The following is a 26,842-nucleotide window of genomic DNA, read 5'->3' on the forward strand; positions in this document are numbered from 1 at the left end:
AATCTTTCCTGCGTCGTCGCGGCGCGTTTTGGCTGCTAGAATCGCCAGTCGTTTTTTCTGGAGTTCTGCCCCGTGATCACTTCCCGACTTCGTACCCTGCGCGACCACATTCGTTGGGCCGTCAGCCGCTTCCATGGGGAGGATCTGTTTTTCGGCCATGGCACCGACAATGCCTGGGACGAAGCCCGGCAGCTAGTGCTCGGTGCCTTGCACCTGCCATGGGAAATCGCCGACAGCTATCTGGATTGCGCGCTGGAAGACGACGAGCTGGTCAATCTTCAGCGCCTGCTCAAGCGTCGCATCGAAGAACGCATTCCGACCGCTTACCTGCTGGGCGAAGCCTGGTTCTGCGGCATGTCGTTCATCGTCGATGAGCGCGTGCTGATCCCGCGTTCGCCGATTGGCGAGCTGATCGAAAACCGTTTTGCCCCATGGATCGGTGACGAGCCGGCGCGGATTCTCGATCTGTGCACCGGCTCCGGCTGCATCGGCATCGCATGCGCCTACGAGTTCCAGAACGCTGAAGTGGTGCTGGCGGACCTGTCGTTCGAAGCGCTGGAAGTAGCGAACCAGAACATCGAGCGTCATGGCGTCGATGAGCGTGTGTTCACCGTGCAGGGCGATGGTTTCGATGGCCTGCCGGGTCAACGTTTCGACCTGATCGTGTCGAACCCGCCCTACGTCGATGCGGAAGATTTCGCCGACATGCCGGACGAATACCAGCACGAGCCGGAACTGGGCCTGGCCTGCGGCGATGACGGTTTGAACCTGGTGCGCCGGATGCTCGCCGAAGCGGCGGATCACCTGACCGAGAAGGGTTTGCTGATTGTCGAGGTGGGCAACAGCCAGGTCCACGTCGAGGCGCTGTACCCGGAAGTCGATTTCGCCTGGCTGGAGTTCCAGCGCGGCGGGCATGGCGTGTTCATGCTGACCGCCGAACAGTGCCGCGCCCATCAGGCACTGTTCGCTTCCCGCGTCTGACCTGAACCGATCGTTCCCACCTCTGTGGGAACGATCATTGGCTTAGCGGTGCGTAGCAATCCAGATCAGCAACCCAGCCTGAAACACCGCAAACGCCACCAGACAGGTAATGGTGAAGCGCAACCCGGCATCTTCGCGCTTGAACTTGCTGACCTTGTCTTCCTGCTTCTTCAGCTTCACTTCCTGCTCGGCCAGATTCTGCTCGGCCTGCTGCAACATCTGCGCAGCTTCAAGAATTTCGACGATCTGCAGCTTTTCGCTGTTCCAGTCACCCAGCAGGTCGCCGACCTTCACTTCTTTGACGCTACCCTTCAAATGCTGGGCATCGGCGTAAACCACATCAAAGCCGTGCACCCGCAAAAAGTGATCGCGGCGCAGGCGAGTGTCCTCGTTCAGCGCGTCCTTGTTGTTCAAGTCCATGCCGTCGACGGTGTAGGTGGGCCAGCGTTTTTTCGCCCAGTTGATGCCCTGGGCGGCCATGAAGCGGCCGATACCACGGTTCATCGGTTCGATCTGCAAACCGCTGTCCGGGCCGAAATGCACGCGCTTGGTCGTGTGATCGACCCACACGTCCAGATGATTCTGTTCTTTACGCACACGCTGAGCAGGCAACTTGATCGCCATGCGCATCAGGCTGTGTTCTTTGCCGTTGCGCTCGGCGTATCCGAATTCAACGAAGCGCAGCGGCCGCCCGCCGGTGTTGCGGTCGGTCTGCAACGGCGCCAGGCGGAGCATCTTGTGGTGCTCGACGTGGACATCCGCCCATGGCAGCTCGACCGCTGGCGGTGCGTCTTTGTCAGCGGTGGTGTCGGGTGAAGTCTGGGTATCAGTCATAACGGCGAGATCCTGTCCAAGCTGCTTGCCGCCAGCCAGTACGCTGGCGACAAAGGCTTATCGGCCGTTTTCTACAGGACTAGAGGGTAAAAGAGCTCAACGGGTGCGAAGTCCGTCAATAAATTCAAGAACGCGTGTCCCCAGTTCCGCCGCCAGGGGCAAATTCGGATCCTTGTAGGAGGCCAATTGCCGCTTCACGTCATTGGGCACGATGCGCAACACGTGGTTCATGCCTTCGATCAGCGCCAGTTGCGCATCCGGTTTGGCGGCCTTGAGCAATTTCGCATCATCGACCTGGACCTGAATGTCGTTGCTGCCTTGCACGATCAGCGCCGGCATTTGCAGTTGAGCGAAGGCCGCCGCCGGATCCTGACGGAACAGCGAAATCAGATACGGTTGCACACTCGGACGGAAAATCACCTGTAAGGGCGCCGGCACATTGTCGTCGGTGCGCCCGGCCTTGAGGCTGTCGAGCAATTCGTTGCTGCGCAGCATCAAAGGAGGAGGGAGGCTGCGGGCCAGTTGCCGGCGCAGTACCTGATCAATGGGCCGGGCTGTGCCAGAGAGGGAGATCACCGCGGCGGCGTCCACCTTCGGCGCCGCCAGGCTGGCGATCAATGCACCTTCGCTGTGGCCCAGCAAAATCAACGGACCGAAGCGCGGATCGGCTTTCAGTTTCTGCCCCCAGGCTACAGCGTCCGCCACGTAGGCTTCCACCGACAGGTTTCGCTCGTCCGGGGTTGCCGCCAGGCTGGCGGCCACGCCGCGCTTGTCGAAACGCACACTGGCGATGTTGTGTTTGGCCAGCACCCAGGCCAGTCGCTTGAGGCTGTCATTGCGTCCACCGTCGGGGTTGTTTCCGTCACGATCGGTAGGGCCCGAGCCAGAAAGGATCAGGACAACCGGCACGGGGTTGTCGGATTTGGGCAGCAACAGCGAGCCGAAAAGTTCGCCGTTGTCAGTCGTCAACGTGACCGGTCGTTGCAGGACAGTCGCCTGGACGAAGCCGGTAAACAGGGAAAGGCTCAAGATCAAAACTCGCAGCATCATCACGCCATCATTTGCCAAGGTGCCGGTTGGACTCACCCACACCGCTAAGGTTCGAGGATGAACTACTCGGTTAGCCTGCGTATACTGGCGCGCATCACGAATCTGGGTTCGATTTAACGGAGCGTCCTGCATGTCCGGCAATACCTACGGCAAGCTGTTCACTGTCACCACCGCGGGCGAAAGCCATGGTCCGGCGTTGGTCGCCATTGTCGACGGCTGCCCGCCGGGCCTGGAGATTTCCCTTGAAGACCTGCAACGCGACCTTGACCGTCGCAAGCCGGGCACCAGCCGCCACACCACCCAGCGCCAGGAAGCCGACGAAGTCGAGATCCTCTCCGGGGTGTTCGAGGGCCGCACCACCGGTTGCTCCATCGGCCTGCTGATCCGCAACACCGACCAGAAGTCCAAGGACTATTCGGCGATCAAGGATCTGTTCCGCCCTGCCCACGCCGACTACACCTACCACCACAAATACGGCGAGCGCGATTATCGCGGCGGCGGTCGCAGCTCCGCGCGGGAAACCGCCATGCGCGTCGCGGCCGGCGCCATCGCCAAGAAATACCTGGCCAGCCAGGGCATCGTCATTCGCGGCTACATGAGCCAGCTCGGCCCGATCGAAATTCCGTTCAAGACCTGGGAATCGGTCGAGCAGAACGCCTTCTTCAGCCCGGATCCGGACAAAGTGCCGGAGCTGGAAGCCTACATGGACCAGCTGCGTCGCGATCAGGACTCCGTCGGCGCGAAGATCACCGTGGTTGCCGAAGGCGTGATGCCGGGCCTGGGCGAGCCGATCTTCGACCGTCTCGACGCCGAACTGGCCCACGCGCTGATGAGCATCAACGCGGTCAAAGGCGTGGAAATCGGCGCCGGTTTCGCCTGCGTCGCCCAGCGCGGCACCGAACACCGCGATGAAATGACTCCGGAAGGTTTCCTCAGCAACAACGCTGGCGGCATCCTTGGCGGGATCTCCTCGGGGCAGCCGATCGTCGCGCATCTGGCATTGAAGCCCACTTCGAGCATCACCACCCCGGGCCGTTCGATCGACATCGAAGGCAACCCGGTCGATGTCATTACCAAGGGCCGTCACGACCCATGTGTCGGTATCCGCGCCACGCCGATTGCCGAGGCGATGATGGCCATCGTGTTGATGGATCACCTGCTGCGCCACCGTGGCCAGAACGCCGATGTGCGCGTGAGCACCCCGGTGCTGGGTCAGCTTTGATGGGTGATCTCAAAGCCGCCGCGGTCTGACCGTGGCGGCGCTCCCGTACTGGCGGCTGTCCAGTTTCTATCTGTTCTATTTCGCCTTGCTCGGTTCGACGGCGCCGTTTCTGGCGCTGTACTTCGATCATCTCGGATTCAGCGCCGCGCGCATCGGCGAGCTGGTGGCGATCCCGATGCTGATGCGCTGCGTGGCGCCGAACATCTGGGGCTGGCTCGGCGATTACACCGGCAGGCGCCTGGCCATTGTGCGCTTTGGTGCGGTTTGCACGCTGTTGACCTTCTCGCTGATTTTCGTCAGCAAGACCTACGCCTGGCTGGCGATGGTCATGGCCTTGCATGCATTCTTCTGGCACGCGGTGCTGCCGCAGTTCGAAGTCATCACCCTGGCGCATTTGCAGGGCCAGACCTCCCGCTACAGTCAGATTCGCCTCTGGGGCTCGATCGGTTTCATCATCACCGTGGTCGCCCTCGGTCGCCTGTTCGAGTGGCTCAGCCTCGATATCTACCCGGCGGCACTGGTGTTGATCATGGCCGGCATCGTGCTCAGTAGTTTGTGGGTGCCGAACGCACAACCGCCTCAGGGCAACCGGCCGACGGGCGAAGGCTTTCTCAAGCAACTGCGCAATCCCGGGGTGCTGGCGTTCTATGGTTGCGTGGCGCTTATGCAACTGAGCCACGGGCCGTATTACACATTTTTGACCCTGCACCTCGAACGCTTGGGCTACAGCCGTGGCGTGATCGGCATGCTCTGGGCGGTCGGCGTGGTGGCGGAAGTGCTGATGTTCATGGCCATGAGCCGGATCCTCGCGCGTTTTTCCCTGCGGCGGGTGCTGATGGCGAGTTTTCTGCTGGCGGCGTTGCGCTGGTTGCTGCTAGGTTCGTTCGCCGAATTCCTGTGGGTCCTGTTGTTTGCCCAGGTGCTGCATGCGGCGACGTTCGGCAGCTTTCATGCCGCTGCCATCGCGTTCGTGCAACGTAGCTTTGGCGCGCGTCAGCAAGGGCAGGGCCAGGCGCTGTATGCAGCGCTGGCCGGCACCGGTGGCGCGCTCGGCGCGTTGTATTCCGGCTACAGCTGGAATGCCCTCGGCGCGACATTGACCTTTAGTATTGCCAGTCTCGCAGCGCTCGCCGCTGCCGTTATCATTGCCATTCGAATGCAAGAGGACAGGCCATGAGCCTTACCCGTGAACAGCTTGCCCAGCAAATTGTCGACGCCGGGCGTTTTCTTTATGGTCGCGGCTGGTCGCCGGCCACCAGCAGCAATTACTCGACGCGCCTGTCACCGAGCGAAGCGCTGCTGACCGTGTCCGGCAAGCACAAGGGCCAGTTGGGCCTGGACGACGTGCTCGCCACCGACCTGTCCGGCAACAGCCTGGAACCCGGCAAAAAACCGTCCGCCGAAACCCTGCTGCACACCCAGCTCTACAACTGGCGCCCGGAGATCGGCGCGGTGCTGCACACCCACTCGGTGAACGCCACGGTGCTGTCGCGCCTGACGCCGCAAGACTTCATCGAGTTCGAAGACTACGAATTGCAAAAAGCCTTCAGCGGCATCTCGACCCACGAATCCCGGGTGCGCGTGCCGATCTTCGACAACGATCAGGACATTGCGCGCCTCGCCGCCAAGGTGCAGCCTTGGCTCGACGCCCATCCCGATTGCGTGGGTTATCTGATTCGCGGCCACGGCCTCTACACCTGGGGCGCGCAGATGAGTGACGCGCTGCGTCAGGTCGAGGCCTTTGAATTCCTGTTTGAATGCGAGTTGAAGACCCGCAGCGTCATGAACCGCCAAGGCTGACTTCACCAGAACCAGCCCCTTTGCCTGATGAATGCAGTGCCCGACCGGTCTGAAAGAACCGGACGGCAAGGCCGATACCGAGGAATGCCCCATGAGCAGCCTGTCCGTCTATCACGTTTCCAGCCCCGAGATTCCGAACAAGGTGCTGACCCATTTCGAAGACATCGCCTCGACCCTGGCCGAGCAGGGCGTGCGCTTCGACCGCTGGCAAGCCGCCGCGAAGATCCAGCCGGGCGCCAGCCAGGAAGAAGTGATCGGTGCCTATAAAGAGCAGATCGATAAACTGATGACCGAGCGCGGTTACATCACGGTCGACGTGATCAGCCTCAACAGCGATCACCCGCAAAAAGCCGAGTTGCGCGCCAAGTTCCTCGAAGAGCATCGGCATGGCGAAGACGAAGTACGCTTCTTCGTCGCCGGTCGTGGCCTGTTTACCCTGCACATCGATGATTACGTCTACGCCGTGCTGTGCGAGAAGAACGATCTGATTTCGGTGCCGGCCGGCACCAAACACTGGTTTGACATGGGCGAGAACCCGCACTTCGTGGCGATCCGCCTGTTCAACAACCCTGAAGGCTGGGTCGCCAATTTCACCGGCGAAGACATCGCCGGCCGCTTCCCGCGTCTGGAGGACTGAGCCGATGTCGATCAAGGTCATTCTCACCGACATCGAAGGCACCACCAGCGCGGTGAGTTTTGTGTTCGACGTGCTGTTTCCGTATGCCGCCAAGCACCTGCCGGATTTCGTTCGCCAGAATGCCCAGCGTGCAGACGTTGCCGAGCAACTGGACGCCGTGCGCCGCGACAGCAACGAACCGCAGGCTGACGTCGAGCGGGTCGTGGACGTTCTGCTGGCGTGGATCGCCGAAGACCGCAAAGCCACGCCGCTCAAAGCGTTGCAGGGCATGGTCTGGGAGCAGGGTTATCAGGCCGGCCAGTTGAAAGGCCATGTTTACCCGGACGCCGTTGAAGCGCTGCAGCGCTGGCATCAGGCCGGGTATCAACTGTTTGTTTATTCGTCCGGTTCGATCCAGGCGCAGAAGCTGATTTTCGGCTGCTCGGAAGCAGGGGATCTGACGCCGCTGTTCAGTGGCTACTTCGATACCACGTCGGGCCCCAAGCGCGAAGCGCAGTCGTACAGCAACATCCAGCAGGCCATCGGGGTCGAGCCGCAGGAGATCCTGTTCCTGTCCGACATCGTCCAGGAGCTCGACGCCGCCCAGGCCGCCGGCCTGCAAACCTGCGGCCTGGCCCGTGAGGGCGGGGAACTGGCAGGGCATGTGACCGTCGACAGCTTTACCGGGATCGAACCGGAAGCGTTCTGAGTACATCCAATCGACGCGCAAAAAAACAGGCCGTGAAGCGAAAGCTCCACGGCCTGTCTGTTTTTACGGTGTTCGAATTACATCGAGTGATAGGTCGGCAGGGCGAAACGCTGCTGGCTTTGCAGCATGCCGATCTGCGGCAGCTCGCTGGCTTGTTCTGCCAGGTCACGACGGATTGCGCTGATCGCCCACGACAGTTGGTCGCCGGTATGCAATTGCTGATAGGTGAGCGCACGCTTGAACACTTTGCCGTCGGCACTCTTCAGCGTCAGCAGAATCCCGCCATCGGGACGGGGCTGGGTGGTGACGGCGAAGTTGGAGAACAGGGAGGTAAATTTTTCTTGGATCAGGTTCATGTCTTTCAGCTCCGTATGCACTTGAATGGCAAGCATGTATAGGGAGTTGCAGCGATTGTGCCAGTATTTATGTTTATAAAAATCGTTGTAAATCAGTAAGTTATAAAATCAGTTCGTTTCGTCTGTCGTGCAATCTGCATGAATGGCCATCGTGCATCCTGCATTTTGCGGGATCACTGTCGATCCGATGGAACCAATATCTGCGGCCGGAATCCCGCTGTGCGTTGCAGCGCCGGGCGGATACAAAACATTGCAAAAACCGCGTGTACAGCCTGAGAAGCCCTGACGTATTTTCGGCCTCGACCCTCGCTCGAGAAGCGCCGGTTGCGTCACCCGATTGCCCGACAATAAAAATCCGGCCTGCACGTCAAGGTCGAACGGGAGCTGCCATGCGCCACGCGCCGAGCGACACGATTACCTGGGGCATGATGCTCCGCAAGCTGCCGATGATTGCCAAAGCCATCCCTCGGGTGGTGAAAGGCATGAAGGTGGCCAACGTCACGGATCCGACCCAAACCTGTGGCCTGGGCTGGACATTCGAGCAGGCGACTCTGCGCAATCCCGAGGGCCCCGCGCTGCTGTCGGGCGAGGTGGTGCTGAGTTATTCACAGGTCAACCAGTGGGCCAACCGCATCGCCCACTATCTGAACGGGCAGGGCATCGGTAAAGGCGATGTGGTGGCGGTGTTCATCGAGAACCGCCCGGAATTGCTGGTGACGATTCTGGCGCTGGCCAAGGTCGGCGCGGTCAGCGCGCTGCTCAACACCTCGCAGACCCGCGATACGCTGATCCACAGCATCAATCTGGTAATGCCGGCGGCGATTGTCGTCGGTGAAGAGTTGTTGCCGGCGTTTGCGGCGGTACGCGAGCAAGTGTCGATCCCGGCAGCGCGCGCCTGGTTCGTTGCCGATCAGGATACCTTCAGCCATCCGGGCATCGCGCCCGAGGGCTACATCAACCTGATCAGCGCCAGCGCCGACGCCTCGGGTGACAACCCGGCCAGCAGCCGGCAGATTTTCTTCGACGACCCCTGTTTCTATATCTACACCTCCGGCACCACCGGTTTGCCCAAGGCCGGCGTGTTCAAGCACGGACGCTGGATGCGCAGCTCGGCGAGCTTCGGCATGATCGCCCTCGACATGCGCCCGGACGACATCGTCTATTGCACCTTGCCGCTGTACCACGCCACCGGGCTTTGCGTGTGTTGGGGTTCGGCGGTCAATGGCGCTTCGGGTTTCGCCATTCGCCGCAAGTTCAGCGCCCGCCAGTTCTGGAGCGACGTGCGCCGCTACCGCGCAACCACCATCGGTTACGTCGGCGAGTTGTGCCGTTATCTGGTGGATCAGCCGCTCAGCGCCGACGACAGCCGTCACGACGTGCGCAAGATGATCGGCAACGGCCTGCGACCCGGTGCGTGGGCCGAGTTCAAGACCCGCTTCGGCGTGGATCACATTTGCGAGCTGTACGCCGCCAGCGACGGCAATATTGGCTTCACCAACATCCTCAATTTCGACAACACCATCGGTTTCTCGCTGATGGCCTGGGAACTGGTCGCCTATGACCAGGACAGCGGCGAGCCGATTCGCGGTGACGACGGGTTCATGCGCAAGGTCGACCGGGGCGAGCGGGGGCTGTTGCTGGCGCGGATCGACGATAAGGCGCCGCTGGACGGCTACACCGATCCGCAGAAAACCGCGAAAGTCGTGCTACAGGACGTGTTCACCAAGGGCGACCGCTTCTTCAACACCGGCGATCTGCTGCGCAACATCGGTTTCGGCCATGCACAGTTTGTCGACCGTCTCGGCGACACCTACCGCTGGAAGGGCGAAAACGTCTCGACCACCGAGGTCGAAAACCTGCTGCTCCAGCATCCGCATATTTCCGAAGCGGTGGCCTATGGCGTGGAAATCCACAACACCAATGGCCGCGCCGGGATGGCGGCGATCACCCCGGCCGAATCTTTGGCGACCCTGGATTTCGCCGAACTGCTGGCCTTCGCCCGCCAGCGCATGCCGGCCTATGCGGTGCCGCTGTTCTTGCGGGTCAAGGTGAAAATGGAAACCACCGGCACCTTCAAATACCAGAAAACCCGCCTGAAAAACGAAGGTTTCGAGCCCGGCCAGACGGGCGATGACCCGATTTATGCCTGGCTGCCGGGGACCGAAACCTACGTGCAGGTGACGGATGAAATTCTTGCCGACATTCGGGCAGGCAAATACCGCTATTGATATTGGCTATCGGCGGACTTGGAAAAAAGGGGATGACAGCTATCGCCGCGCTCGGGAAACTGTCGGCTTTCCGATTGACCGAAAGTGGAGTGAACCATGTCTGACCAAAGCCGCCAGATGACCCCCGAGGAAGCCGCCGAATTCACTGAACAGGTGTTCAACAAGGCGCGCGAGGGCGATGCGGTGATGCTCGATCGCCTGATCACTGCCGGTCTGCCGGTGAACCTGACGAACAGCAAAGGCGACACCCTGCTGATGCTCGCCAGTTACTACGGCCACGTGGACGCGGTGCAGGTGCTGCTCAAGCACAAGGCCGATCCGGAACAACGCAATGGCAACGGCCAGAGCCCGATTGCCGGCGCGGCGTTCAAGGGTGATCTGGCCGTGGTCAAGGCCCTGGTCGAGGGCGGGGCGCAGATTGAAGGCGCCTCCTTCGATGGCCGCACGGCGCTGATGATGGCGGCGATGTTCAACCGTGTTGAAATCGTCGACTACTTGATCGACCAGGGCGCCGACCCGAAAGCCAAAGATGCCAATGGCGTCACCGCGCTGGACGCGGCCCGCACCATGGGCGCTGTGGACACCACCGCGCAGCTGGAAAAACTGCTGGGCTGAGGCCGCTGGCCGCAACCCGCTCTGTGGCGAAGGCGAGAATGCGCTATCCTTCGCGCCCTCAAAATTCCCTTCGCCACAGGATCCGCCCCCATGAAAGCCGCACTCGCCGAACTCATCAGCAAAATCAGCTCCGGCTGCATGGGCGAAGACGAGATCCTGAAGGTCGCTGACGAAGCGGCACAGGCCTACGCCGATGCCGACGCTTTTCTGACCGCCAACCCGGACATCAACTACGACGACACTTTCCCGATTCCGCTGGGCGAGTGGGTGGTGGTCGGCAGCCTGCCGGAGACCGTGTTGTTCCAGGCCGACACCTACGCCGACCTGTTCGCGCAGATCGTTGCCTCGTTCGGCCCGGGCGTCGAATTCAACCTCAAGCCCAAGCAACTGGCCAAAACCGAGGCGCTGACCGCGCTCAACCGCATCCAGGTACAGATGAGCAGCCTGAACAAGGAAAACGGCGGTTACACGTTGATGAACTTCAGCCAGTTGCTCGACGACGAGCTGCAGGTGGTGCTGGTTTACGGCAACGACGTGCCGCGCGTACTGGAGCTGTGCGCCGAAGTCGGTATCGCCGCCGCGTCGTCGCTGGAAGCCTTGAAGGTCGCCGTTCACGTCTGAGCGCAATAAAAGGGAACCCTGAGCGCGACCGTCTATCCTAAAAGTGCATGCCACTATTCTGGAGCGACACCATGGGTTCCACGTTCAACGGCCTGGTTGGCCTGATCATTCTTGCGCTCGACATCTGGGCGATCATCAATGTGCTGAAAAGCGGCGCCGAGACCGGGATGAAAATCCTCTGGGTACTGCTGATCATCCTCCTGCCGGTGCTGGGCCTGATCATCTGGGCGATTGCCGGGCCGCGGGGCAATGTGCGGATTTGACCGTTCGCACCCTGATCGGGTCGGGCCGATGAACTGAGGTTCGACCTGTCATCTTCGGCAACGTAGAATGCGCGCCTTTCCCGGGCAATCGAACCTGACGATTGGCGCCCGCGCATTCATCGGAGCACTTCACCATGACCGTCACCAAGACCAGCGAATACCTGGAAACCCTCTACGAAGGCTACGGCCAGCGTTTTCGCATGGAAAAACTGCTGCACGAAGTGCGCACCGAACACCAGCACCTGGTGATCTTCCAGAACCCGCGCATGGGCCGGGTGATGGCGCTGGACGGCGTGATCCAGACCACCGAAGCCGATGAATTCATCTACCACGAAATGCTCACCCACGTGCCGATCCTCGCCCACGGCACCGCCAAGCGTGTGCTGATCATCGGCGGCGGCGACGGCGGCATGCTGCGCGAAGTGACCAAACACGCCAGCGTCGAGCACATCACCATGGTCGAGATCGACGGCACCGTGGTCGACATGTGCAAAGAGTTTTTGCCGAACCACTCCAAGGGCGCCTACGACGATCCACGCCTGAATCTGGTGATCGACGACGGCATGCGCTTCGTCGCCACCACCACCGAAAAATTCGACGTGATCATTTCCGACTCCACCGACCCGATCGGTCCGGGCGAAGTGCTGTTCTCGGAAAACTTTTACCAGGCCTGCCACCGCTGCCTGAACGAGGGCGGTATCCTCGTGACCCAGAACGGCACGCCGTTCATGCAGATCGAAGAGGTGAAAACCACTGCCGGGCGCCTGCGCAGCCTGTTCCCGGACTGGCACTTCTATCAGGCGGCCGTACCGACCTACATCGGCGGTTCGATGACCTTCGCCTGGGGCTCGACCAACCCGGCCTACCGCAAGCTGAGCCGCGAAGTGCTGCAACAGCGCTTCATCGGCAGCGGCATCGTCACCCGCTACTACAACCCGGAAATCCACATCGGTGCTTTCGCCTTGCCGCAATACGTGCTGCAAGCGGTGAACAAGCCAAGCAACGACTAAAAGCACTGTAAAACCCCTGTGGGAGCGGGCTTGCTCGCGAAGGCGTCTTATCATTCAACGTAGAGTTGACTGGTCGTTCGCTTTCGCGAGCAAGCCCGCTTCCATATGGGATAACTTTTTTTCATGTTCGGCGGATGTAAACCTTTTGAACGATCAATCCTGACAAAAGTCGAGATAGAGGTAAGCCCATTTGCGGGTTTGTTCGAGGAGGCTCCAATGCAAAAGTGGAAAGTCACTTTCGTGGATGATCACGGTGAAATTGTCGATGAAGTCTTCGAGCGTGCGGAATGCCCCAGCGATGAGGAGGCCGCACGACTGATCAAGGAACGACTGCTTCCCGTCGCCGCCGAGCTTGACCTGAACGATCTGGAAGGACGCACCGCCGATGCCGGCGTGAAAAGCCTGAAAACCCAGAACAGCATCGAAATCCGCAGCATCACCCCAATCTGAATCTTCATTTTCTTCATGTACCAGGCCTTGGCAGCGGCTCTATCTTGGGGCTACTCTGCAAGCGAGATCAGCGAACGGATCGCTAAGGTCTGGTCTTGTCAGCTACATGCTTGTTTCCCGCCGGCAACGCGGTTGCCGTAAGCACCCGGGCCCTGTGGGCCAGTGCAGGGAATACGGAAAGTCTATCCATCTATGCGAGGGGGACGATTCATGAGCACAGCCTATCAAGAAGACATCAGCAGCAGCGTGCTGCGCCGCATGAAAGAAGGCGGTTTCGATTTTTCCCGATTCCATCCCATCGAGTTCTACGCCATTTTCCCGGACGAGGAGCGGGCGCGCAGGGCGGCAGGCAAATTTCGCGGTGAATCCATCAATGCCCAGGTCAGTGCGCGCGACGACGGCGCCTGGTCTCTGGAACTGAGCAAGGTGATGTACGCAACCTACGACGACATTGGCGATTTCGAGCAGGGCTTCTCGGCGGTGGTCGAGCCCTTGGGCGGCATCATCGAAGGCTGGGGCGTGAAACAGGAGATCCGCAACCGGCATCGTTTGAACTGATCACTCTCGCAACACGTCGAGCTACGGCTGACCTTCGGGTCGGCCGTTGTCGTTTCTACGGCCCCGAAAGCGCATGGCAAAACCCTGAAACAAGAAACCGGCGCAAAAAAAAGCCACCTGAAAAGGTGGCTGAAAGGGAAGACCGGAAGGAGAGGAAACCGGTCAGGGTTACGGCCGGGAGGGCTGCCGAGGCAAGCCGGATCAGTGAGGCTGCATACTTCGTCAACGACGTTTTTGCAGCGGATGCGCGGATTATCCGCAGTGGCCTGCGGGCAGTGAAATCAACTCTGACTATGCTGGTGATAGGCGACGGGACTGCGTCGCAATGAAGCGGGGGCGATCAGGTTGGAGCATTTGCCGCACAGGAATGGTGCGGTGCGTGTGGCGTGAATATCCAACCGATTGAAATCACAGCGTTTATGCCGATGGCACGGGCCTTGCGAAGGCCTGTATGTCCGGAGTGACAAGGAGTACGGCATGATCCGCACCTATTTTGATGAGATGTATGATGCCGGCGGCCAGATCCGCCCGCATTACCGGGAGTTTGCCCGGTGGCTGGCCGAGACACCTGACGAGCTGCTGGCCCAGCGGCGACGCGAGGCCGATCTGCTGTTCCATCGCGCCGGGATCACCTTCACGCTCTACGGGGACGAGCAGGGGACAGAGCGTCTGATTCCCTTCGACACCATTCCGCGCAGCATTCCCGCCAGCGAATGGCGGATTGTCGAGCGCGGCTGCATTCAGCGAGTCAAGGCGTTGAACATGTTCCTCGCCGACCTTTACCACGAGCAGCGCATCATCAAGGCCGGGATCATTCCCGCCGAACAAGTGCTGGCCAACGAGCAATACCAGTTGGCGATGCAGGGGCTGGATTTGCATCGCGATATCTATTCGCACATCTCCGGCGTCGATCTGGTGCGTGACGGCGACGGCACGTATTACGTGCTCGAGGACAACCTGCGTACGCCGAGCGGCGTGAGCTACATGCTCGAAGACCGCAAGATGATGATGCGTCTGTTTCCCGAGCTGTTCGCGGCCCAGCGCATCGCGCCCATCGACCATTACCCGAACCTGCTGCTCGATACCCTGAAAAGCTCGAGTCCGATCGACGACCCGAGTGTGGTGGTGCTGACACCGGGACGGTTCAACAGCGCGTTTTTCGAGCATGCGTTTCTCGCCCGGGAAATGGGCGTGGAACTGGTGGAGGGCGCGGACCTGTTCGTGCGCGACGACAAAGTCTTCATGCGCACCACCGACGGCCCGAAAGCGGTGGACGTGATCTACCGCCGGCTCGACGACGCGTTCCTCGATCCGCTGGCCTTCCGCCCGGACTCGATGCTCGGCGTGCCGGGACTGCTGTCGTCCTATCGCTCCGGCAACGTGGTGCTGGCCAATGCCATCGGCACCGGCGTGGCGGATGACAAATCGGTGTATCCGTTTGTCACCGAGATGATCCGTTTCTACCTAGACGAAGAACCGATCCTGAAGAACGTGCCGACCTGGCAATGCCGTAACCCGTCCGAGCTTTCCCATGTCCTGGCCAATCTTCCAGATCTGGTGGTCAAGGAAACCCAGGGCTCCGGCGGTTACGGAATGCTCGTGGGGCCGGCAGCGACGACTGCGGAAATCGATGCGTTCCGCGAGCGGATCAAGGCCAAGCCTCACGCCTATATCGCACAACCGACGCTGTCGCTGTCGACCTGTCCGACCTTTGTCGAAAACGGCATTGCGCCGCGCCATATCGACCTGCGCCCGTTCGTATTGTCCGGCCGCGAAACCCGGGTCGTACCCGGCGGTTTGACCCGTGTTGCCCTGCGTGAAGGCTCTCTGGTGGTGAATTCATCCCAGGGTGGCGGAACCAAGGACACCTGGGTGGTCGAGGATTGAAGGAAGCCTGCCATGTTAAGTAGAACTGCCTCGGATCTGTACTGGATGTCGCGTTACCTGGAGCGGGCGGAAAACCTCGCACGGATGCTCGATGTCAGCTATTCGCTGTCGCTGATGCCGCAGGACGGCCGTGGCGACGGTTTGCACGAACTGGCGATGCCGTTGCTGATCACCGGCACGCTGGACGATTACCTGGAACGCCACGGCGAATTGCATGCCGAGCGATTGCTGCACTTCTTCGCCCTCGACGCGGCCAACCCGGCGAGCATCTACAGCTGCCTCGGCGCGGCGCGAGCCAGCGCCCACGCGGTGCGCGGGCGGATCACCGCGGACATGTGGGAAAACATCAACGCCACCTGGCTGGAAATCCGCGGGATCGCCAATCAGGGCCTCAGCCGCTACGGCATGAGTCGCTTCTGCGAGTGGATCAAGGAGCGTTCGCACCTGTTCCGTGGTGCGTCCTACGGCACCATCATGCGCAACGATGCGTTCCGTTTCATTCGCCTGGGTACGTTCATCGAGCGGGCGGACAACACCTTGCGTCTGCTCGACGCCCGTTACGAGATGGCCGGCGATCAGGCCGAAGCGGTCAGCGACGGCACGGCCCACGCCTATTACCAGTGGAGTGCGTTGTTGCGGGCGCTGTCCTCGTTCGAGGCGTACACCGAGATCTATCGCGACGCGCCCGGCGCCCGGCATGTGGCGGAATTGCTGCTGTTGCGCGCCGATGTGCCGCGCTCGCTGCGGGCCTGCACCGAAGAAATCGACCAGATTCTGGCGCAGTTACCGGGGGCCAACGGTCGTCCCGCGCAACGGCTGGCGGCGGAAATGGACGCGCGTCTGCGCTACACCGGTATTCAAGAAATTCTCGAGGAAGGGCTGCACGCCTGGCTCACCGAATTCATCCCGCTGGTGCGCCAGTTGGGCAACGCCATTCACAGTTCCTACCTGGAGGCCGCATGAGACTTTCCATCAGCCACGAGACCACCTATCACTACGAAGATCAGGTGCGCGCGAGCATCCAGTACCTGCGCCTGACACCCCACGACAGCGAGCGTCAGCACGTGCTGAGCTGGCAGCTTGACCTGCCGCGCCCGGTGCGCGCCCAGCTCGATCCGTTCGGCAACATCCTGCACGTCCTGACCATGGACGAGCCCCACGAAGCGATCATCATCGGCGCCCGGGGGCAGGTTGATATCGACGAATTGCGCGAGGCGGAGCACGAGAGTCAGTCGGCGCTGCCGTTCCTGCGGTTCACCCGGCTGACCGAGGCTGACGAGGCGTTGCGGGCGTTTGCCGAACAATCCTGCAAGCAGCGACGCGATCGCAATGCACTGATCGACCTGATGCACGGTTTGAACCAGCACATGACTTACAAGCCGGGTTCCACTGAAGTCGACACCAGCGCCGCCGAGGCATTCGCCGGGCGGGCGGGTGTTTGCCAGGATCACGCCCACGCGTTTCTGGCCTGCGCGCGCAGTCTCGGGGTGCCGTCACGTTATGTGTCGGGTTATCTGTACAGCGAGGATTGTGAGCATCTCGCCAGTCACGCCTGGGCCGAAGCCTGGATCGATGACGCCTGGTACAGCTTTGACGTGACCAATGAACTGGCGCGGCCGGAGCGGCACCTGAAACTGGCGGTGGGTCTGGATTATCTGGATGCCTGCCCGGTGCGCGGCATGCGCCGGGGCGGCGGGTCAGAGCAGATGCATGCGAAAGTGCTGGTGTCGCCGACGCCGGTGATCTCGGTTCAGCAACAATAACCGCACTACTCCTGTGGGAGCGAGCCTGCTCGCGATGGCAATCTTTCAGCCGGCACGTGCATGACTGAGACACCGCATCGCGAGCAGGCTCGCTCCCACAAGGAAGGCATCAAGGCTTAACCTTGCGCCCGGCCATATGCTGCAAATACCCGATCAGCTTCTGCAGATCCGCATCCGGCAACACCTCGGCGGTAAACCCCGGCATCTTCGCCTGCGGCCACTGGCGCAGACTCTGAGGATCGCGGATGTAGCGCTTGAGGAAGTCCGCGCCGAAGTACTCCGTCGGGTTGTACGGGATATTCAGATCCGGCCCAAACTGCGCATCGCCCGCGCCATTCAGGCGATGGCAGGCCAGGCAGTTCTTCTGGAACAGCGCAAACCCCTGATTCACCGGGTCATCGGCCTTCAACGCAGGGTCCGGCAACAGGGCAGGGAAGCGCTCGGCCACCGGTGCCATGCGCTTGATGCTCGCCACTTCGAATGGCCATTGTTCCGGGCTGATATTGTCGGCCTGCGGATCGGTCCACACCAGATAAAACGGCCCGGCGCTGTGCTTGCCTTCCGACAGCGGCGGCCAGGGCTGCGCCGGATCCTCGATGGCCAGCCAGGCGCGCGAGCCTTTATTGTTCAGTAGCGGCGCGGCGGACAGCTCGGCGGCGAAACCGTCCAGCGCTACGGCTTGCAGGTGATCGTCCGGTTTGATGCCGGTCAGCAGCGCGGCCATCGGCACGGCGCGATAAGTCATGTCCTTCTTGTAGGACACATCATTCTTGACCGTGAGGGTTTGTACCTGAGGATGCTTGAGCAATTCCTCGGTCTGCCAGGTGCGGCTGTTCGCGCCCAGCTCCAGGTTCAGCTGCGCGGCAGACAGGGGCATGCTCAGCAGCATGGCCCCGAACAGAATGAGCGTTTTCAAGTGATCGCCGTCCGTGTCGTGGAAGTGCGCAAAGGTTGGCACAGCCACGCTGGCCCGGATAGCGGGCCAGTCACATTTTCAGTGGCGATGAACAATACCTGCCGCTTGAATCAGCCGATGACCTTGGTCAGGTTCGGCAGAATCAACAACAGCGTCGTGGCGAAAAGAATGAGTCCTGCTTGACGAACTTTCGGTTGTTTGAACATGGCTTGACCGCCTTTTTTGTTATTTCCTGATGCCTGCCTGCATATCCATGACGGCAAGCGCTGCACTTCCTGTAGCGAACGCCTGTCTCGGCAAAACCCGACGACAACGACGTACATCTTCACCTTAGGGCCCGCGTCACGCTTTGCTTAGATCCATTTCGTATGTATTTACCACCTGTCGCGATTAAAAAAGCATGAGGCGCATTGCCAGCTTCTTTGCCGCCCGTTTGCTAGACAGCTCGCGCACCTGAACCGGTTAACCAAGCCATGGATGACCGTCCGTCTGAGCGTGCGCGTCAACGTCATTGAGCGCTGTGGTCATTGAATCCCTCGCCTGCGAAGACAACAGTGACAGCACGAATTTCACTCACCGCACAGGTTCGAGGACGTCATGACCCAAGCTTTGATTTTCGACGCGTTACGCACGCCCCGTGGCAAGGGCAAGGCCGACGGTTCGCTGCACAGCGTCAAGCCGGTGAACCTGGTGGCCGGGCTGCTGACCGCTTTGCAGGCACGCACGGCGTTGGACACCAGCCAGGTCGATGACGTGGTGCTTGGCTGTGTTACGCCGATTGGCGATCAGGGCTCGGACATCGCCAAGACCGCCGTGCAGGTGGCCGATTGGGACGTCAGCGTCGCCGGCGTGCAGATCAACCGCTTCTGCGCTTCCGGGCTGGAGGCGGTGAACCTGGGAGCGATGAAAGTGCGCTCCGGGTTCGAAGAGCTGGTGGTGGTCGGCGGCGTCGAATCCATGTCCCGCGTGCCGATGGGCAGCGACGGCGGCGCCTGGGCGCTGGACCCGCAGACCAATCTGCACAGCCACTTCACGCCACAAGGCGTCGGTGCCGACCTGATCGCCACCCTTGAAGGCTTCAGCCGTCAGGACGTCGATACCTACGCGCTGCACTCGCAGCAGAAAGCTGCACGTGCCCGGGCCGACGGTTCGTTCAACAAGTCGTTGGTGCCGGTGCAGGACCAGAACGGCATCATCCTGCTCGATCACGATGAGTTCATTCGCGCCGAGTCGACCCTCGAAGGTCTGGGCAAACTCAAGCCGAGCTTCGAGATGATCGGCCAGATGGGCTTCGACGCCACGGCACTGCGGGTCTACAGCCACGTCGAACGGATCAATCATGTGCACACGCCGGGCAACAGCTCGGGGATCGTCGACGGCGCGGCGCTGATGTTGATCGGCTCCGAGGCCAAGGGACGCGCGTTGGGCCTGCAACCCCGGGCGCGGATTGTCGCCACGGCGGTCACCAGCACCGATCCGACCATCATGCTCACCGGCCCGGCGCCGGCCACTCGCAAGGCACTGGCCAAGGCCGGGCTGCGGGTGGAAGACATCGACCTGTTTGAAGTCAACGAGGCGTTCGCCTCGGTGGTGCTGAAATTCATCAAGGACATGGCCGTCGACCCGGACAAGGTCAACGTCAATGGCGGCTCGATCGCCATGGGCCACCCGCTGGGCGCCACCGGTTGCGCGATCCTCGGCACCTTGCTCGATGAACTGGAAGCCCGACGCCTGCGCTACGGCCTCGCGACGCTGTGCGTCGGCGGCGGCATGGGCATCGCCACCATCATCGAACGCCTCTGACCCCAAGGAAACCTGTCATGACCCAAGCCATTCGTTACGAAAAAGGCCAGGACGGCATCGTTCTCCTGACCATCGACATGCCGGGCCAGAGCGCCAACACCATGAACGCGGTGTACCGCGAGGCCATGGCTGAAAGCGTCGCCCGACTGCTGGCGGAAAAAGATGAGATCGCCGGGGTGATCATCACCTCGGCCAAGAAAACCTTCTTCGCCGGCGGCGACCTGAATGAACTGATCAAGGTCGGCAAGCCCGAAGCCAAGGCCTTCTATGACATGGTGCTGACCCTCAAGGGCCAGTTGCGCACCCTGGAAACCCTCCGCAAACCGGTGGTCGCGGCGATCAACGGCGCGGCGCTCGGCGGCGGCTGGGAAATCTGCCTGGCCTGCCACCACCGCGTGGCACTGGACGATGCGTCGGTGCAGCTCGGTTTGCCGGAAGTGACCCTCGGCCTGTTGCCGGGCGGCGGTGGCGTGGTGCGGATGGTGCGCATGCTGGGCATCGAAAAGGCTTTGCCGTATCTGCTCGAAGGCAAGAAAGTCCGTCCGCAGCAGGCGTTGCAGGCGGGGCTGATTGATGAACTGGCAGCGGATCGCGATGAGCTGCTGGCCAAGGCCCGGGCCTGGATTCTGGCCAATCCTGCGGCGGTGCAGCGTTGGGATGTGAAGGGCTATCAGATTCCCGGCGGCACGCCCTCCAATCCGAAAGTCGCGCAGATGCTGGCGATTGCGCCGTCGATCCTGCGCACCAAAACCCAGGGCACGTTGCCGGCGCCGGAGAAGATTCTGTGCGCGGCGGTGGAAGGTGCGCAGGTGGATTTCGACACGGCGCACCTGATCGAAACCCGCTACTTCACCGAACTGACCACCGGGCAGATCTCGAAAAACCTGATTGGCACCTTCTGGTTCCAGCTCAATGAAATCAACGCCGGCGGATCGCGGCCTCAGGGTTTTGCACCTTATGTGACGAAGCGCGTGGGCGTACTCGGCGCGGGAATGATGGGGGCGGGAATCGCCTACGTCAGCGCTGTGGCCGGGATCGACGTGGTGCTTAAGGACGTCAACCTCGCGGCTGCGGAAAAGGGCAAGGCGCATTCGGCGGCATTGCTGGACAAGAAAGTCGCTCGCGGGCAGATGACTGCGCAGCAGCGTGAAGCGGTGCTGGCGCGCATCCATCCGACCGAAAACGATGCCGATCTGGCAGGTTGCGATCTGATCATTGAGGCGGTATTCGAGGATCGTGATCTCAAGGCCAAGGTCTCGGCAGCAGCACAGCAGGTGGTCGGCGCCGACGCGGTGATTGCTTCCAACACTTCGACCTTGCCAATCACTGGCCTGGCGACCGCAGTGCCGGATCAAGGCAAGTTCATCGGCCTGCACTTCTTCAGCCCGGTGGAAAAGATGCCGCTGGTGGAAATCATCAAAGGCGCGCAAACCAGCGACGAAACCCTCGCACGCGGGTTCGATTTCGTACTGCAAATCAAGAAAACCCCGATTGTGGTCAACGACAGTCGCGGTTTCTTTACTTCTCGAGTATTCGGCACCTTTACCAATGAAGGTATTGCGATGCTGGGTGAGGGCGTCAGTGCGCCGATGATCGAGACCGAAGCCCGCAAGGCCGGGATGCCTGTCGGGCCTCTTGCGATCTCCGACGAAGTTTCCCTCAGCCTGATGAGCCATATCCGTCAGCAAACGGCCAAAGACCTGCAGGCAGAAGGGAAACTGCTGATTGAGCACCCGGCGTTCGCCGTGATTGACTTGCTGCTCAACGAATACAAGCGGCCGGGCAAGGCAGCGGGAGGCGGTTTTTACGAGTACCCCGCAGGTGGGCAAAAACATTTGTGGCCCGAACTGAAGACCCGTTTCGAGAAAGCCGATGGGCAGATTTCGCCGAAGGATGTACGTGATCGGTTGCTGTTCGTGCAGGCCATCGAAACCGTGCGCTGTGTGGAGGAGGGCGTGCTGACTTCGACGGCGGACGCCAATGTCGGCTCGATCTTCGGCATCGGTTTTGCGGCATGGACGGGCGGCGCGTTGCAGTTCATCAATCAATATGGCGTGAAGGACTTCGTCGCGCGGGCGCAGTACCTGGCGGAACAGTACGGCGAGCGTTTCGCACCGCCTGCGTTGCTGCTGGAAAAAGCCGCGAAAGGCGTGTTGTTCTAACGGGGCGGGGAGGCATTTCGGGGCTTGCCTTGCCGGGTGGTTTCAAGGCAGGCTCTGGGGTGTGCATTATTCCCATCACGTGTCAGGTATTTTTTATGTCGCTACGCATCTGCATTCTGGAAACCGACATCCTGCGTCCGGAACTGGTCGATGAATATCAGGGTTACGGGCAGATGTTCCAGCGCCTGTTCTCGCAACAGCCGATCGCCGCCGAGTTCACGGTGTACAACGTGATGCAGGGCGACTATCCGAGTGATGACCTGACCTTCGATGCGTATCTGGTTACCGGCAGCAAGGCCGACTCGTTCGGCACCGACCCGTGGATCCAGACCCTCAAGCAATACCTGCTGACCCGCTACGAGCGGGGCGACAAACTGCTCGGCGTGTGCTTCGGCCATCAACTGTTGGCGCTGTTGCTGGGCGGTAAGAGCGAGCGTGCTACTCAAGGCTGGGGTGTCGGCATTCACAACTACAAACTGGCGGCCAAGGCGCCGTGGATGAGCCCGGTGCGCGAAGAGCTGACGCTGTTGATCAGCCACCAGGATCAGGTCACGGCGTTGCCGGAGAACGCGACGGTGATTGCTTCCAGCGATTTCTGCCCGTTCGCCGCGTACCACATCAACGATCAGGTGCTGTGCTTCCAGGGGCATCCGGAATTCATTCACGACTATTCGCGGGCGCTGCTGGATCTGCGTCAGGAAGCGCTGGGCGAGCAGGTGTACAGCAAGGGTGTGGCCAGCCTGGAACATCAGCACCACGGCACCACCGTGGCGGAATGGATGATGCGCTTCGTGGCGCACAAGCCGACCGCTGCTTGAACCCAGGCGCCCCCGTGTTTTGCACGGGGGCGTTTTTTCTTATAGCCAGCCGGATTTCTTGAAACTCGCCCACAGGCTCACGCAGCCGACCGTGATAAAGCCCAGCACGCCGAAATAGCCGTAGTGCCAGCTCAGCTCCGGCATGTTCTGGAAGTTCATCCCGTAGATCCCCGCCACTGCCGTGGGGAACGCCAGAATCGCCGCCCACGCGGCGAATTTGCGCTGCACCACGCTCTGGCGTGACGCCTCCAGCAGCACGCCGATTTCGATGGTCTGGCTGGCAATGTCGGCCAGGGTGGTCAGGTCTTCCATCTGCCGCGTCACATGGATCTGCACATCACGGAAGTACGGGCGCATGTTCTTGTCGATGAAGGGGAAGCTCAGCTTCTGCAGCTCCTCGCCGATTTCCACCATCGGCGCCGCGTAACGGCGCAAACGCAAGACGTCTCGGCGCAGGCCATGGAGTTTCTGGATGTCGTGTTCATTGAGCGCACTGCACAGCACGTTGCGTTCCAGCTCATCGATCTCGGCGTGGATCGCTTCGCCCACCGGCTGATAGTTCTCGATCACGAAATCCAGCAGCGCATACAGTACGAAATCTTCCCCGTGTTCCAGCAGCAGCGGCCGTGCCTCACAGCGCTGGCGCACTTGGGCGTAGGACGCCGAATGACCGTTACGCGCGGTGATGATGTAGCCGTTACCAGCGAAGATATGGGTTTCGATGAACTGCAGAATCCCGTGCTCGCGCACCGGCGAGTAGGTGACGATGAACAGCGCGTCGCCAAAGGTTTCCAGCTTCGGCCGGCTGTGTTTTTCGAGAGCGTCTTCGATGGCCAGTTCGTGCAGGTTGAACTGGCGTTGCAGGTTGGACAGTTCCTGGGCGCTCGGCTCTTCGAGGCCGATCCAGACGAAGTGGCCGGTCTTGGCGGCCCAGGCCGCGCCTTCGTCGAGGGAAATATTGGTGACTTTCTTACCAGCGCTGTAAACCGCAGCAGCAACAACTCGACCCATGGTGGTGATTCACTTCTTCTTGGCAGATGGCAGGGGAGACATGGCTTCAGCTTAGCCGTGTCGCTGCTTGAGAGTCAGTGAAATCTGCACAGTTCACCGGGCAAAAGAAAACCCGCACAGGGCGGGCTTCTTTTTCATGCGGCTTGCAGCTGCCGGTCCATCGCATCGATGCATTCGCGCATCTGTTCGCGGCACTGGTTGATGAGCATGGGCATGTCATCCATGGTCAGGCCGACGGTAGGAATCGCCGGCAGCGAGCGTATGAGAACTTTCCCGCTGTGCCAGCGGTTCAGACGCATGTGCTTGATGTAGCTACTGACACACACCGGAACGATCGGCACCCCGGCGGCGATGGCCATCTGGAACGCGCCTTTCTTGAATGGCAGCAGTTCCTCACCCAGGTTGCGGGTGCCTTCCGGGAACACCCAGATCGAGGTGTCTTTGTGCTGCAAGGTGTCGGTGGTGGTCAGCATCGACTGGCGCGCCTTGTGCGCGTTCCCACGATCGATCAACACGTTGCCCGCCAGCCAGAACAGTTGCCCGAACAGTGGCACCCACTTCAGGCTCTTTTTGCCGATGCACACGGTACGGCGCGGCACCACGTTGCCGAACACGAACAGGTCATAGTTGGACTGATGGTTGGCGATGATCACGCAGCTGTCGGGTTTGTTCATCAACGGCCCGACATCGGCCTTAACCCGCAGGCGCAAAATGCACATGGCCGGCAGTGCATAGAGACGGGCGCACAGGCGACTGTTGTCCGGATTGAATGGGCGGCACAGCCCGAGGATCACACCGAGGATTCCCGCCAGAATAAAGTGCAGGCCCATCAACAACATACGAAACACGAACAGCATTTTCAGGCCCATCGGGACAAAAGGTGGCGCAGTGTACGGATGTGCACTGTTTTCGGCAATTGCCGCTATAGAGTCCGGAGATGGGCGATGTTTAAGCGCATGTTTCCGACTTGTTGGTCAGAGGCGTCCTAGAGCTGCTGCAGAGTTTTTAACTGGGCGTGTAAGAAAAAGCCCGACACGACGGTCGGGCTTTTCTGAATCGGAATGAGCAGGGTATCAGCCCAGGTGCTCCTGATCCTGAATGATCGCGTTGTCCAGGGCTTCCAGTAGCGCCTTGCGTACTTTCAACTTGGTGTTCTTGTGTGCGGTCATGTTGATTTTCTTCAACTGACGCGCGGCGGCGAGGGCAGCGCCTTGCAGCTCTTCGGCCGCTACAACCTTGTCGAGGAAACCGGCATCCACTGCGCTTTGCGGATCAAACATCTCACCATTGATCACCGAGCGATGGAAGGCCGAGCGACGCAGACGATCACGAGCCAGCTCGATGCCGGCGTGGTGCATGGTCATACCGATCTGCACTTCGTTCAGACCAATGCTGAACGGACCGTCGACACCGATCCGATAGTCGGCGGACAACAGAATGAACGCGCCCTTGGCCACGGCATGGCCCGGGCAAGCAACAATCACCGGGAACGGGTGCGACAGCAGACGACGGGCCAGGGTCGAACCCGCAGTCACCAGGGACACCGCTTCTTTAGGGCCGGCGGTCATTACTTTCAGGTCATAGCCGCCAGAGAGAATGCCCGGCTGACCGGTGATGATCACAATGGCACGATCCGCCACCGCCTGATCCAGCGCCGCGTTGAAGGCCGCGATCACGTCCGGGGAAATGGCGTTGACCTTGCCGTTGCTCAGGGTCAGGGTCGCGATACCGTCTTCGAGGTGGTAGGCAATCAGGTCGCTCATGGCGCAATTCCTTATAAGAAAGATGGGCAGACGTTACCCACCGTCGCCGGTCAGGTAAAGCACTGTGACTGACCCGCCAGTCACTGTTTACTGGCCGATGCGCTGCAACGCGCCCGGTGCCTGACGCCTGCGCGTCTATATAGAAGGGCCGCGTTTACCCGAGATTGGCCGGATCGCCATGGACTCTCGATGGCGGTCGCGGCTTTTTCGCTTAACCGCATGAAAATTCTGAAAAAAAGTTTGCCATCAGAAAAGCTTTCGACTACATTAGCGCGCCTCGACAGACAGAACATGTTTGAAGAGATACGGTGAAGTGTCCGAGTGGCTTAAGGAGCACGCCTGGAAAGTGTGTATACAGGAAACTGTATCGAGAGTTCGAATCTCTCCTTCACCGCCAAATTCGATGTAAACAAAACCCCTGGTTTCGAAAGAAGCCAGGGGTTTTGTGCATTCTGGTGCCCGGTTTTTTGGTCACAGAGATTGCTTCGGCTTCCCTTTGCCAGGGCATTACAATCGCGGTTTTATCCGGCATGTAAAAGGACGACCTCCATGATCATTTCCACCACCCAATCCATCGAAGGCCGGCAGATTACGGCGTATCTGGACATCGTCAGTGCCGAGTCGGTGCAGGGCGTGAATGTGATTCGCGATATGTTCGCCGGTATGCGGGACTTTTTTGGCGGGCGTTCGCAGACGCTGGAGCGGGCGTTGAAGGAAGCGCGTGTTCAGGCGACTGACGAGATCAAGGAGCGCGCGCGGGCCTTGCAGGCGGATGCGGTGGTCGGGGTGGATTTCGAGATCAGCATGCCCGCAGGGAAGGGTGGCATGGTTGTGGTGTTTGCGACCGGTACGGCGGTCAAGTTGCGCTGAGGCTAGTGAGCCCATTCAACGGAATGGGCTCTGTGCTGACAATCAGCCCTGCGGTTTGAGCAGGATGGTGCCTTTCGAATCGTAGGTCAGTGGTGTATCTATCGCGACGAGAGGCGGCGTATCGCCGGGTTGAACTGGCTGAACCGGGTCTGGGTGGTAGATCACGCCAGGCTGCAACGGACTCGGTCCGGTTGGCTGCTTGATGACGATTTCACCCGAAGCGATCTTTTCCTTGAGTTTCTCCGCCCCGGCCTTGCCGGCGGCGATCTGTTCATCCGTGAGCTTTACAACAGGCAGTGTCGGGAATCCTTTGATTTCCATGTTCTCTCCTTGAGATTCATTGCGTAGGAAAAAGGGCAGCGGCCGGTCGCCGGGAATCTTTAGCCGCGTGAGACCAACGGTTCGTCATTGTGTTTAATTTCCGTGGGCCATTCGTCGGGCTCCGGGTGATCTGAACCACAAGTCCAGGAATGACCGGATAGTCTCAAAAGCCTTGGAGGTCGATATTTTTTCAGGCAAAAGGGTTTGCCAGTGTC

Annotated in this window: 28 protein-coding genes and 1 tRNA gene; 21 read left to right on the top strand and 8 right to left on the bottom strand. The window is 60.5% G+C overall.

The annotated features are described in order from the left end of the window. Positions 1-72 precede the first annotated feature (72 nt). Positions 73-981: a 50S ribosomal protein L3 N(5)-glutamine methyltransferase gene (gene prmB / locus PDR5_RS08730; protein ID WP_064594620.1), complete on the top strand. Its 909-nt coding sequence runs from the start codon at positions 73-75 to the stop codon at positions 979-981. A 42-nt stretch (positions 982-1,023) separates the two neighbouring features. Here the strand turns inward: prmB and PDR5_RS08735 are convergent, their stop codons facing one another. Beyond that, entirely contained in the window at positions 1,024-1,815 is a 792-nt protein-coding gene (locus PDR5_RS08735; RefSeq protein WP_064594622.1) for a hypothetical protein, read from the bottom strand. A gap of 96 nt (positions 1,816-1,911) precedes the next feature. Then, positions 1,912-2,865 (bottom strand): alpha/beta hydrolase, encoded by a 954-nt coding sequence (locus PDR5_RS08740; protein ID WP_039769918.1) that lies wholly within the window; start codon positions 2,863-2,865, stop codon positions 1,912-1,914. 130 nt (positions 2,866-2,995) lie between these two features. Between PDR5_RS08740 and aroC the strand changes: the two genes are divergently transcribed. From aroC to mtnC, 5 genes are all read left to right on the top strand, one after another. Continuing rightward, a complete protein-coding gene (aroC, locus tag PDR5_RS08745; RefSeq protein ID WP_064594624.1) occupies positions 2,996-4,087 on the top strand; it encodes a chorismate synthase in 1,092 nt (363 codons plus the stop codon). Between the two features lie 31 nt (positions 4,088-4,118). Beyond that, positions 4,119-5,264 (top strand): MFS transporter, encoded by a 1,146-nt coding sequence (locus tag PDR5_RS08750; protein WP_064594626.1) that lies wholly within the window; start codon positions 4,119-4,121, stop codon positions 5,262-5,264. After that, complete coding sequence (locus tag PDR5_RS08755) at positions 5,261-5,887, top strand: methylthioribulose 1-phosphate dehydratase (protein WP_064594628.1); 627 nt, start codon at positions 5,261-5,263, stop codon at positions 5,885-5,887. The genes PDR5_RS08750 and PDR5_RS08755 overlap by 4 nt, the downstream gene beginning before the upstream one ends. Positions 5,888-5,978: 91 nt before the next feature. After that, complete coding sequence (locus PDR5_RS08760) at positions 5,979-6,524, top strand: 1,2-dihydroxy-3-keto-5-methylthiopentene dioxygenase (RefSeq protein ID WP_039770173.1); 546 nt, start codon at positions 5,979-5,981, stop codon at positions 6,522-6,524. A gap of 4 nt (positions 6,525-6,528) precedes the next feature. Further along, positions 6,529-7,212, top strand: a complete 684-nt coding sequence (gene mtnC, locus PDR5_RS08765; protein WP_064594630.1) for an acireductone synthase — start codon at positions 6,529-6,531, stop codon at positions 7,210-7,212. A gap of 77 nt (positions 7,213-7,289) precedes the next feature. On the opposite strand, the gene PDR5_RS08770 is transcribed toward mtnC, so the two are convergent. Next, positions 7,290-7,568 (bottom strand): DUF3509 domain-containing protein, encoded by a 279-nt coding sequence (locus PDR5_RS08770; RefSeq protein WP_039769924.1) that lies wholly within the window; start codon positions 7,566-7,568, stop codon positions 7,290-7,292. Positions 7,569-7,957: 389 nt separating this feature from the next. Here PDR5_RS08770 and PDR5_RS08775 point away from each other — a divergent pair, with 389 nt between their 5' ends. The 10 genes from PDR5_RS08775 (at position 7,958) to PDR5_RS08825 (ending at position 16,963) form a co-directional block, all read left to right on the top strand. Continuing rightward, a complete protein-coding gene (locus tag PDR5_RS08775; protein WP_064594634.1) occupies positions 7,958-9,796 on the top strand; it encodes a long-chain-acyl-CoA synthetase in 1,839 nt (612 codons plus the stop codon). 96 nt (positions 9,797-9,892) lie between these two features. Then, on the top strand, positions 9,893-10,411 hold the full coding sequence (locus PDR5_RS08780) for an ankyrin repeat domain-containing protein (RefSeq protein ID WP_039769928.1): 519 nt from the start codon (positions 9,893-9,895) through the stop codon (positions 10,409-10,411). Between the two features lie 90 nt (positions 10,412-10,501). Beyond that, positions 10,502-11,032: a hypothetical protein gene (locus PDR5_RS08785; protein WP_064594636.1), complete on the top strand. Its 531-nt coding sequence runs from the start codon at positions 10,502-10,504 to the stop codon at positions 11,030-11,032. Between the two features lie 71 nt (positions 11,033-11,103). Beyond that, positions 11,104-11,295 (top strand): PLDc N-terminal domain-containing protein, encoded by a 192-nt coding sequence (locus PDR5_RS08790; protein WP_007959984.1) that lies wholly within the window; start codon positions 11,104-11,106, stop codon positions 11,293-11,295. A 134-nt stretch (positions 11,296-11,429) separates the two neighbouring features. Beyond that, positions 11,430-12,305 carry a polyamine aminopropyltransferase gene (gene speE, locus PDR5_RS08795; protein WP_007959983.1) on the top strand — a complete coding sequence of 292 codons (876 nt, stop codon included), beginning with the start codon at positions 11,430-11,432 and terminating at the stop codon, positions 12,303-12,305. Between the two features lie 216 nt (positions 12,306-12,521). Further along, complete coding sequence (locus tag PDR5_RS08800; protein ID WP_064594639.1) at positions 12,522-12,755, top strand: hypothetical protein; 234 nt, start codon at positions 12,522-12,524, stop codon at positions 12,753-12,755. A gap of 210 nt (positions 12,756-12,965) precedes the next feature. Further along, positions 12,966-13,313: a ribonuclease E inhibitor RraB gene (locus tag PDR5_RS08805; RefSeq protein ID WP_007959978.1), complete on the top strand. Its 348-nt coding sequence runs from the start codon at positions 12,966-12,968 to the stop codon at positions 13,311-13,313. Positions 13,314-13,790: 477 nt separating this feature from the next. Further along, complete coding sequence (locus PDR5_RS08815; protein ID WP_039769936.1) at positions 13,791-15,200, top strand: circularly permuted type 2 ATP-grasp protein; 1,410 nt, start codon at positions 13,791-13,793, stop codon at positions 15,198-15,200. A gap of 12 nt (positions 15,201-15,212) precedes the next feature. After that, positions 15,213-16,163 carry an alpha-E domain-containing protein gene (locus tag PDR5_RS08820; RefSeq protein ID WP_007959974.1) on the top strand — a complete coding sequence of 317 codons (951 nt, stop codon included), beginning with the start codon at positions 15,213-15,215 and terminating at the stop codon, positions 16,161-16,163. After that, the gene (locus PDR5_RS08825; protein WP_064594642.1) at positions 16,160-16,963 is read left to right on the top strand and encodes a transglutaminase family protein; all 804 of its coding nucleotides are present in this window, start codon (positions 16,160-16,162) and stop codon (positions 16,961-16,963) included. The genes PDR5_RS08820 and PDR5_RS08825 overlap by 4 nt, the downstream gene beginning before the upstream one ends. A gap of 109 nt (positions 16,964-17,072) precedes the next feature. Here PDR5_RS08825 and PDR5_RS08830 read toward each other — a convergent pair whose 3' ends face one another. Then, entirely contained in the window at positions 17,073-17,852 is a 780-nt protein-coding gene (locus PDR5_RS08830; RefSeq protein WP_064600725.1) for a c-type cytochrome, read from the bottom strand. A 624-nt stretch (positions 17,853-18,476) separates the two neighbouring features. Between PDR5_RS08830 and PDR5_RS08835 the strand changes: the two genes are divergently transcribed. The 3 genes from PDR5_RS08835 (at position 18,477) to PDR5_RS08845 (ending at position 22,662) form a co-directional block, all read left to right on the top strand. Continuing rightward, positions 18,477-19,682: an acetyl-CoA C-acetyltransferase gene (locus PDR5_RS08835; RefSeq protein WP_064594644.1), complete on the top strand. Its 1,206-nt coding sequence runs from the start codon at positions 18,477-18,479 to the stop codon at positions 19,680-19,682. A gap of 17 nt (positions 19,683-19,699) precedes the next feature. Next, the gene (locus tag PDR5_RS08840; RefSeq protein WP_064594645.1) at positions 19,700-21,844 is read left to right on the top strand and encodes a 3-hydroxyacyl-CoA dehydrogenase NAD-binding domain-containing protein; all 2,145 of its coding nucleotides are present in this window, start codon (positions 19,700-19,702) and stop codon (positions 21,842-21,844) included. Between the two features lie 95 nt (positions 21,845-21,939). Then, positions 21,940-22,662: an amidotransferase gene (locus tag PDR5_RS08845; protein ID WP_007959955.1), complete on the top strand. Its 723-nt coding sequence runs from the start codon at positions 21,940-21,942 to the stop codon at positions 22,660-22,662. Positions 22,663-22,701: 39 nt separating this feature from the next. On the opposite strand, the gene PDR5_RS08850 is transcribed toward PDR5_RS08845, so the two are convergent. From PDR5_RS08850 to PDR5_RS08860, 3 genes are all read right to left on the bottom strand, one after another. Next, positions 22,702-23,673 (bottom strand): magnesium and cobalt transport protein CorA, encoded by a 972-nt coding sequence (locus PDR5_RS08850; RefSeq protein ID WP_064594647.1) that lies wholly within the window; start codon positions 23,671-23,673, stop codon positions 22,702-22,704. Between the two features lie 134 nt (positions 23,674-23,807). Further along, positions 23,808-24,530, bottom strand: a complete 723-nt coding sequence (locus tag PDR5_RS08855) for a 1-acylglycerol-3-phosphate O-acyltransferase (RefSeq protein ID WP_064600727.1) — start codon at positions 24,528-24,530, stop codon at positions 23,808-23,810. A gap of 216 nt (positions 24,531-24,746) precedes the next feature. Beyond that, positions 24,747-25,436, bottom strand: coding sequence for a crotonase/enoyl-CoA hydratase family protein (locus PDR5_RS08860; protein WP_064594649.1), 690 nt, complete (start codon positions 25,434-25,436; stop codon positions 24,747-24,749). A gap of 307 nt (positions 25,437-25,743) precedes the next feature. Between PDR5_RS08860 and PDR5_RS08865 the strand changes: the two genes are divergently transcribed. Together PDR5_RS08865 and PDR5_RS08870 are read left to right on the top strand one after the other, a co-directional pair. Next, positions 25,744-25,833, top strand: a tRNA-Ser gene (locus PDR5_RS08865). Positions 25,834-25,985: 152 nt separating this feature from the next. Further along, complete coding sequence (locus PDR5_RS08870) at positions 25,986-26,306, top strand: YbjQ family protein (protein WP_064594651.1); 321 nt, start codon at positions 25,986-25,988, stop codon at positions 26,304-26,306. A gap of 42 nt (positions 26,307-26,348) precedes the next feature. Here PDR5_RS08870 and PDR5_RS08875 read toward each other — a convergent pair whose 3' ends face one another. Further along, entirely contained in the window at positions 26,349-26,627 is a 279-nt protein-coding gene (locus PDR5_RS08875) for a hypothetical protein (protein ID WP_064594653.1), read from the bottom strand. Positions 26,628-26,842: the final 215 nt, after the last annotated feature.

This window comes from Pseudomonas sp. DR 5-09 (genome assembly GCF_001655595.1).
GTDB classification, from domain to species: Bacteria; Pseudomonadota; Gammaproteobacteria; order Pseudomonadales; family Pseudomonadaceae; genus Aquipseudomonas; species Aquipseudomonas pharyngis.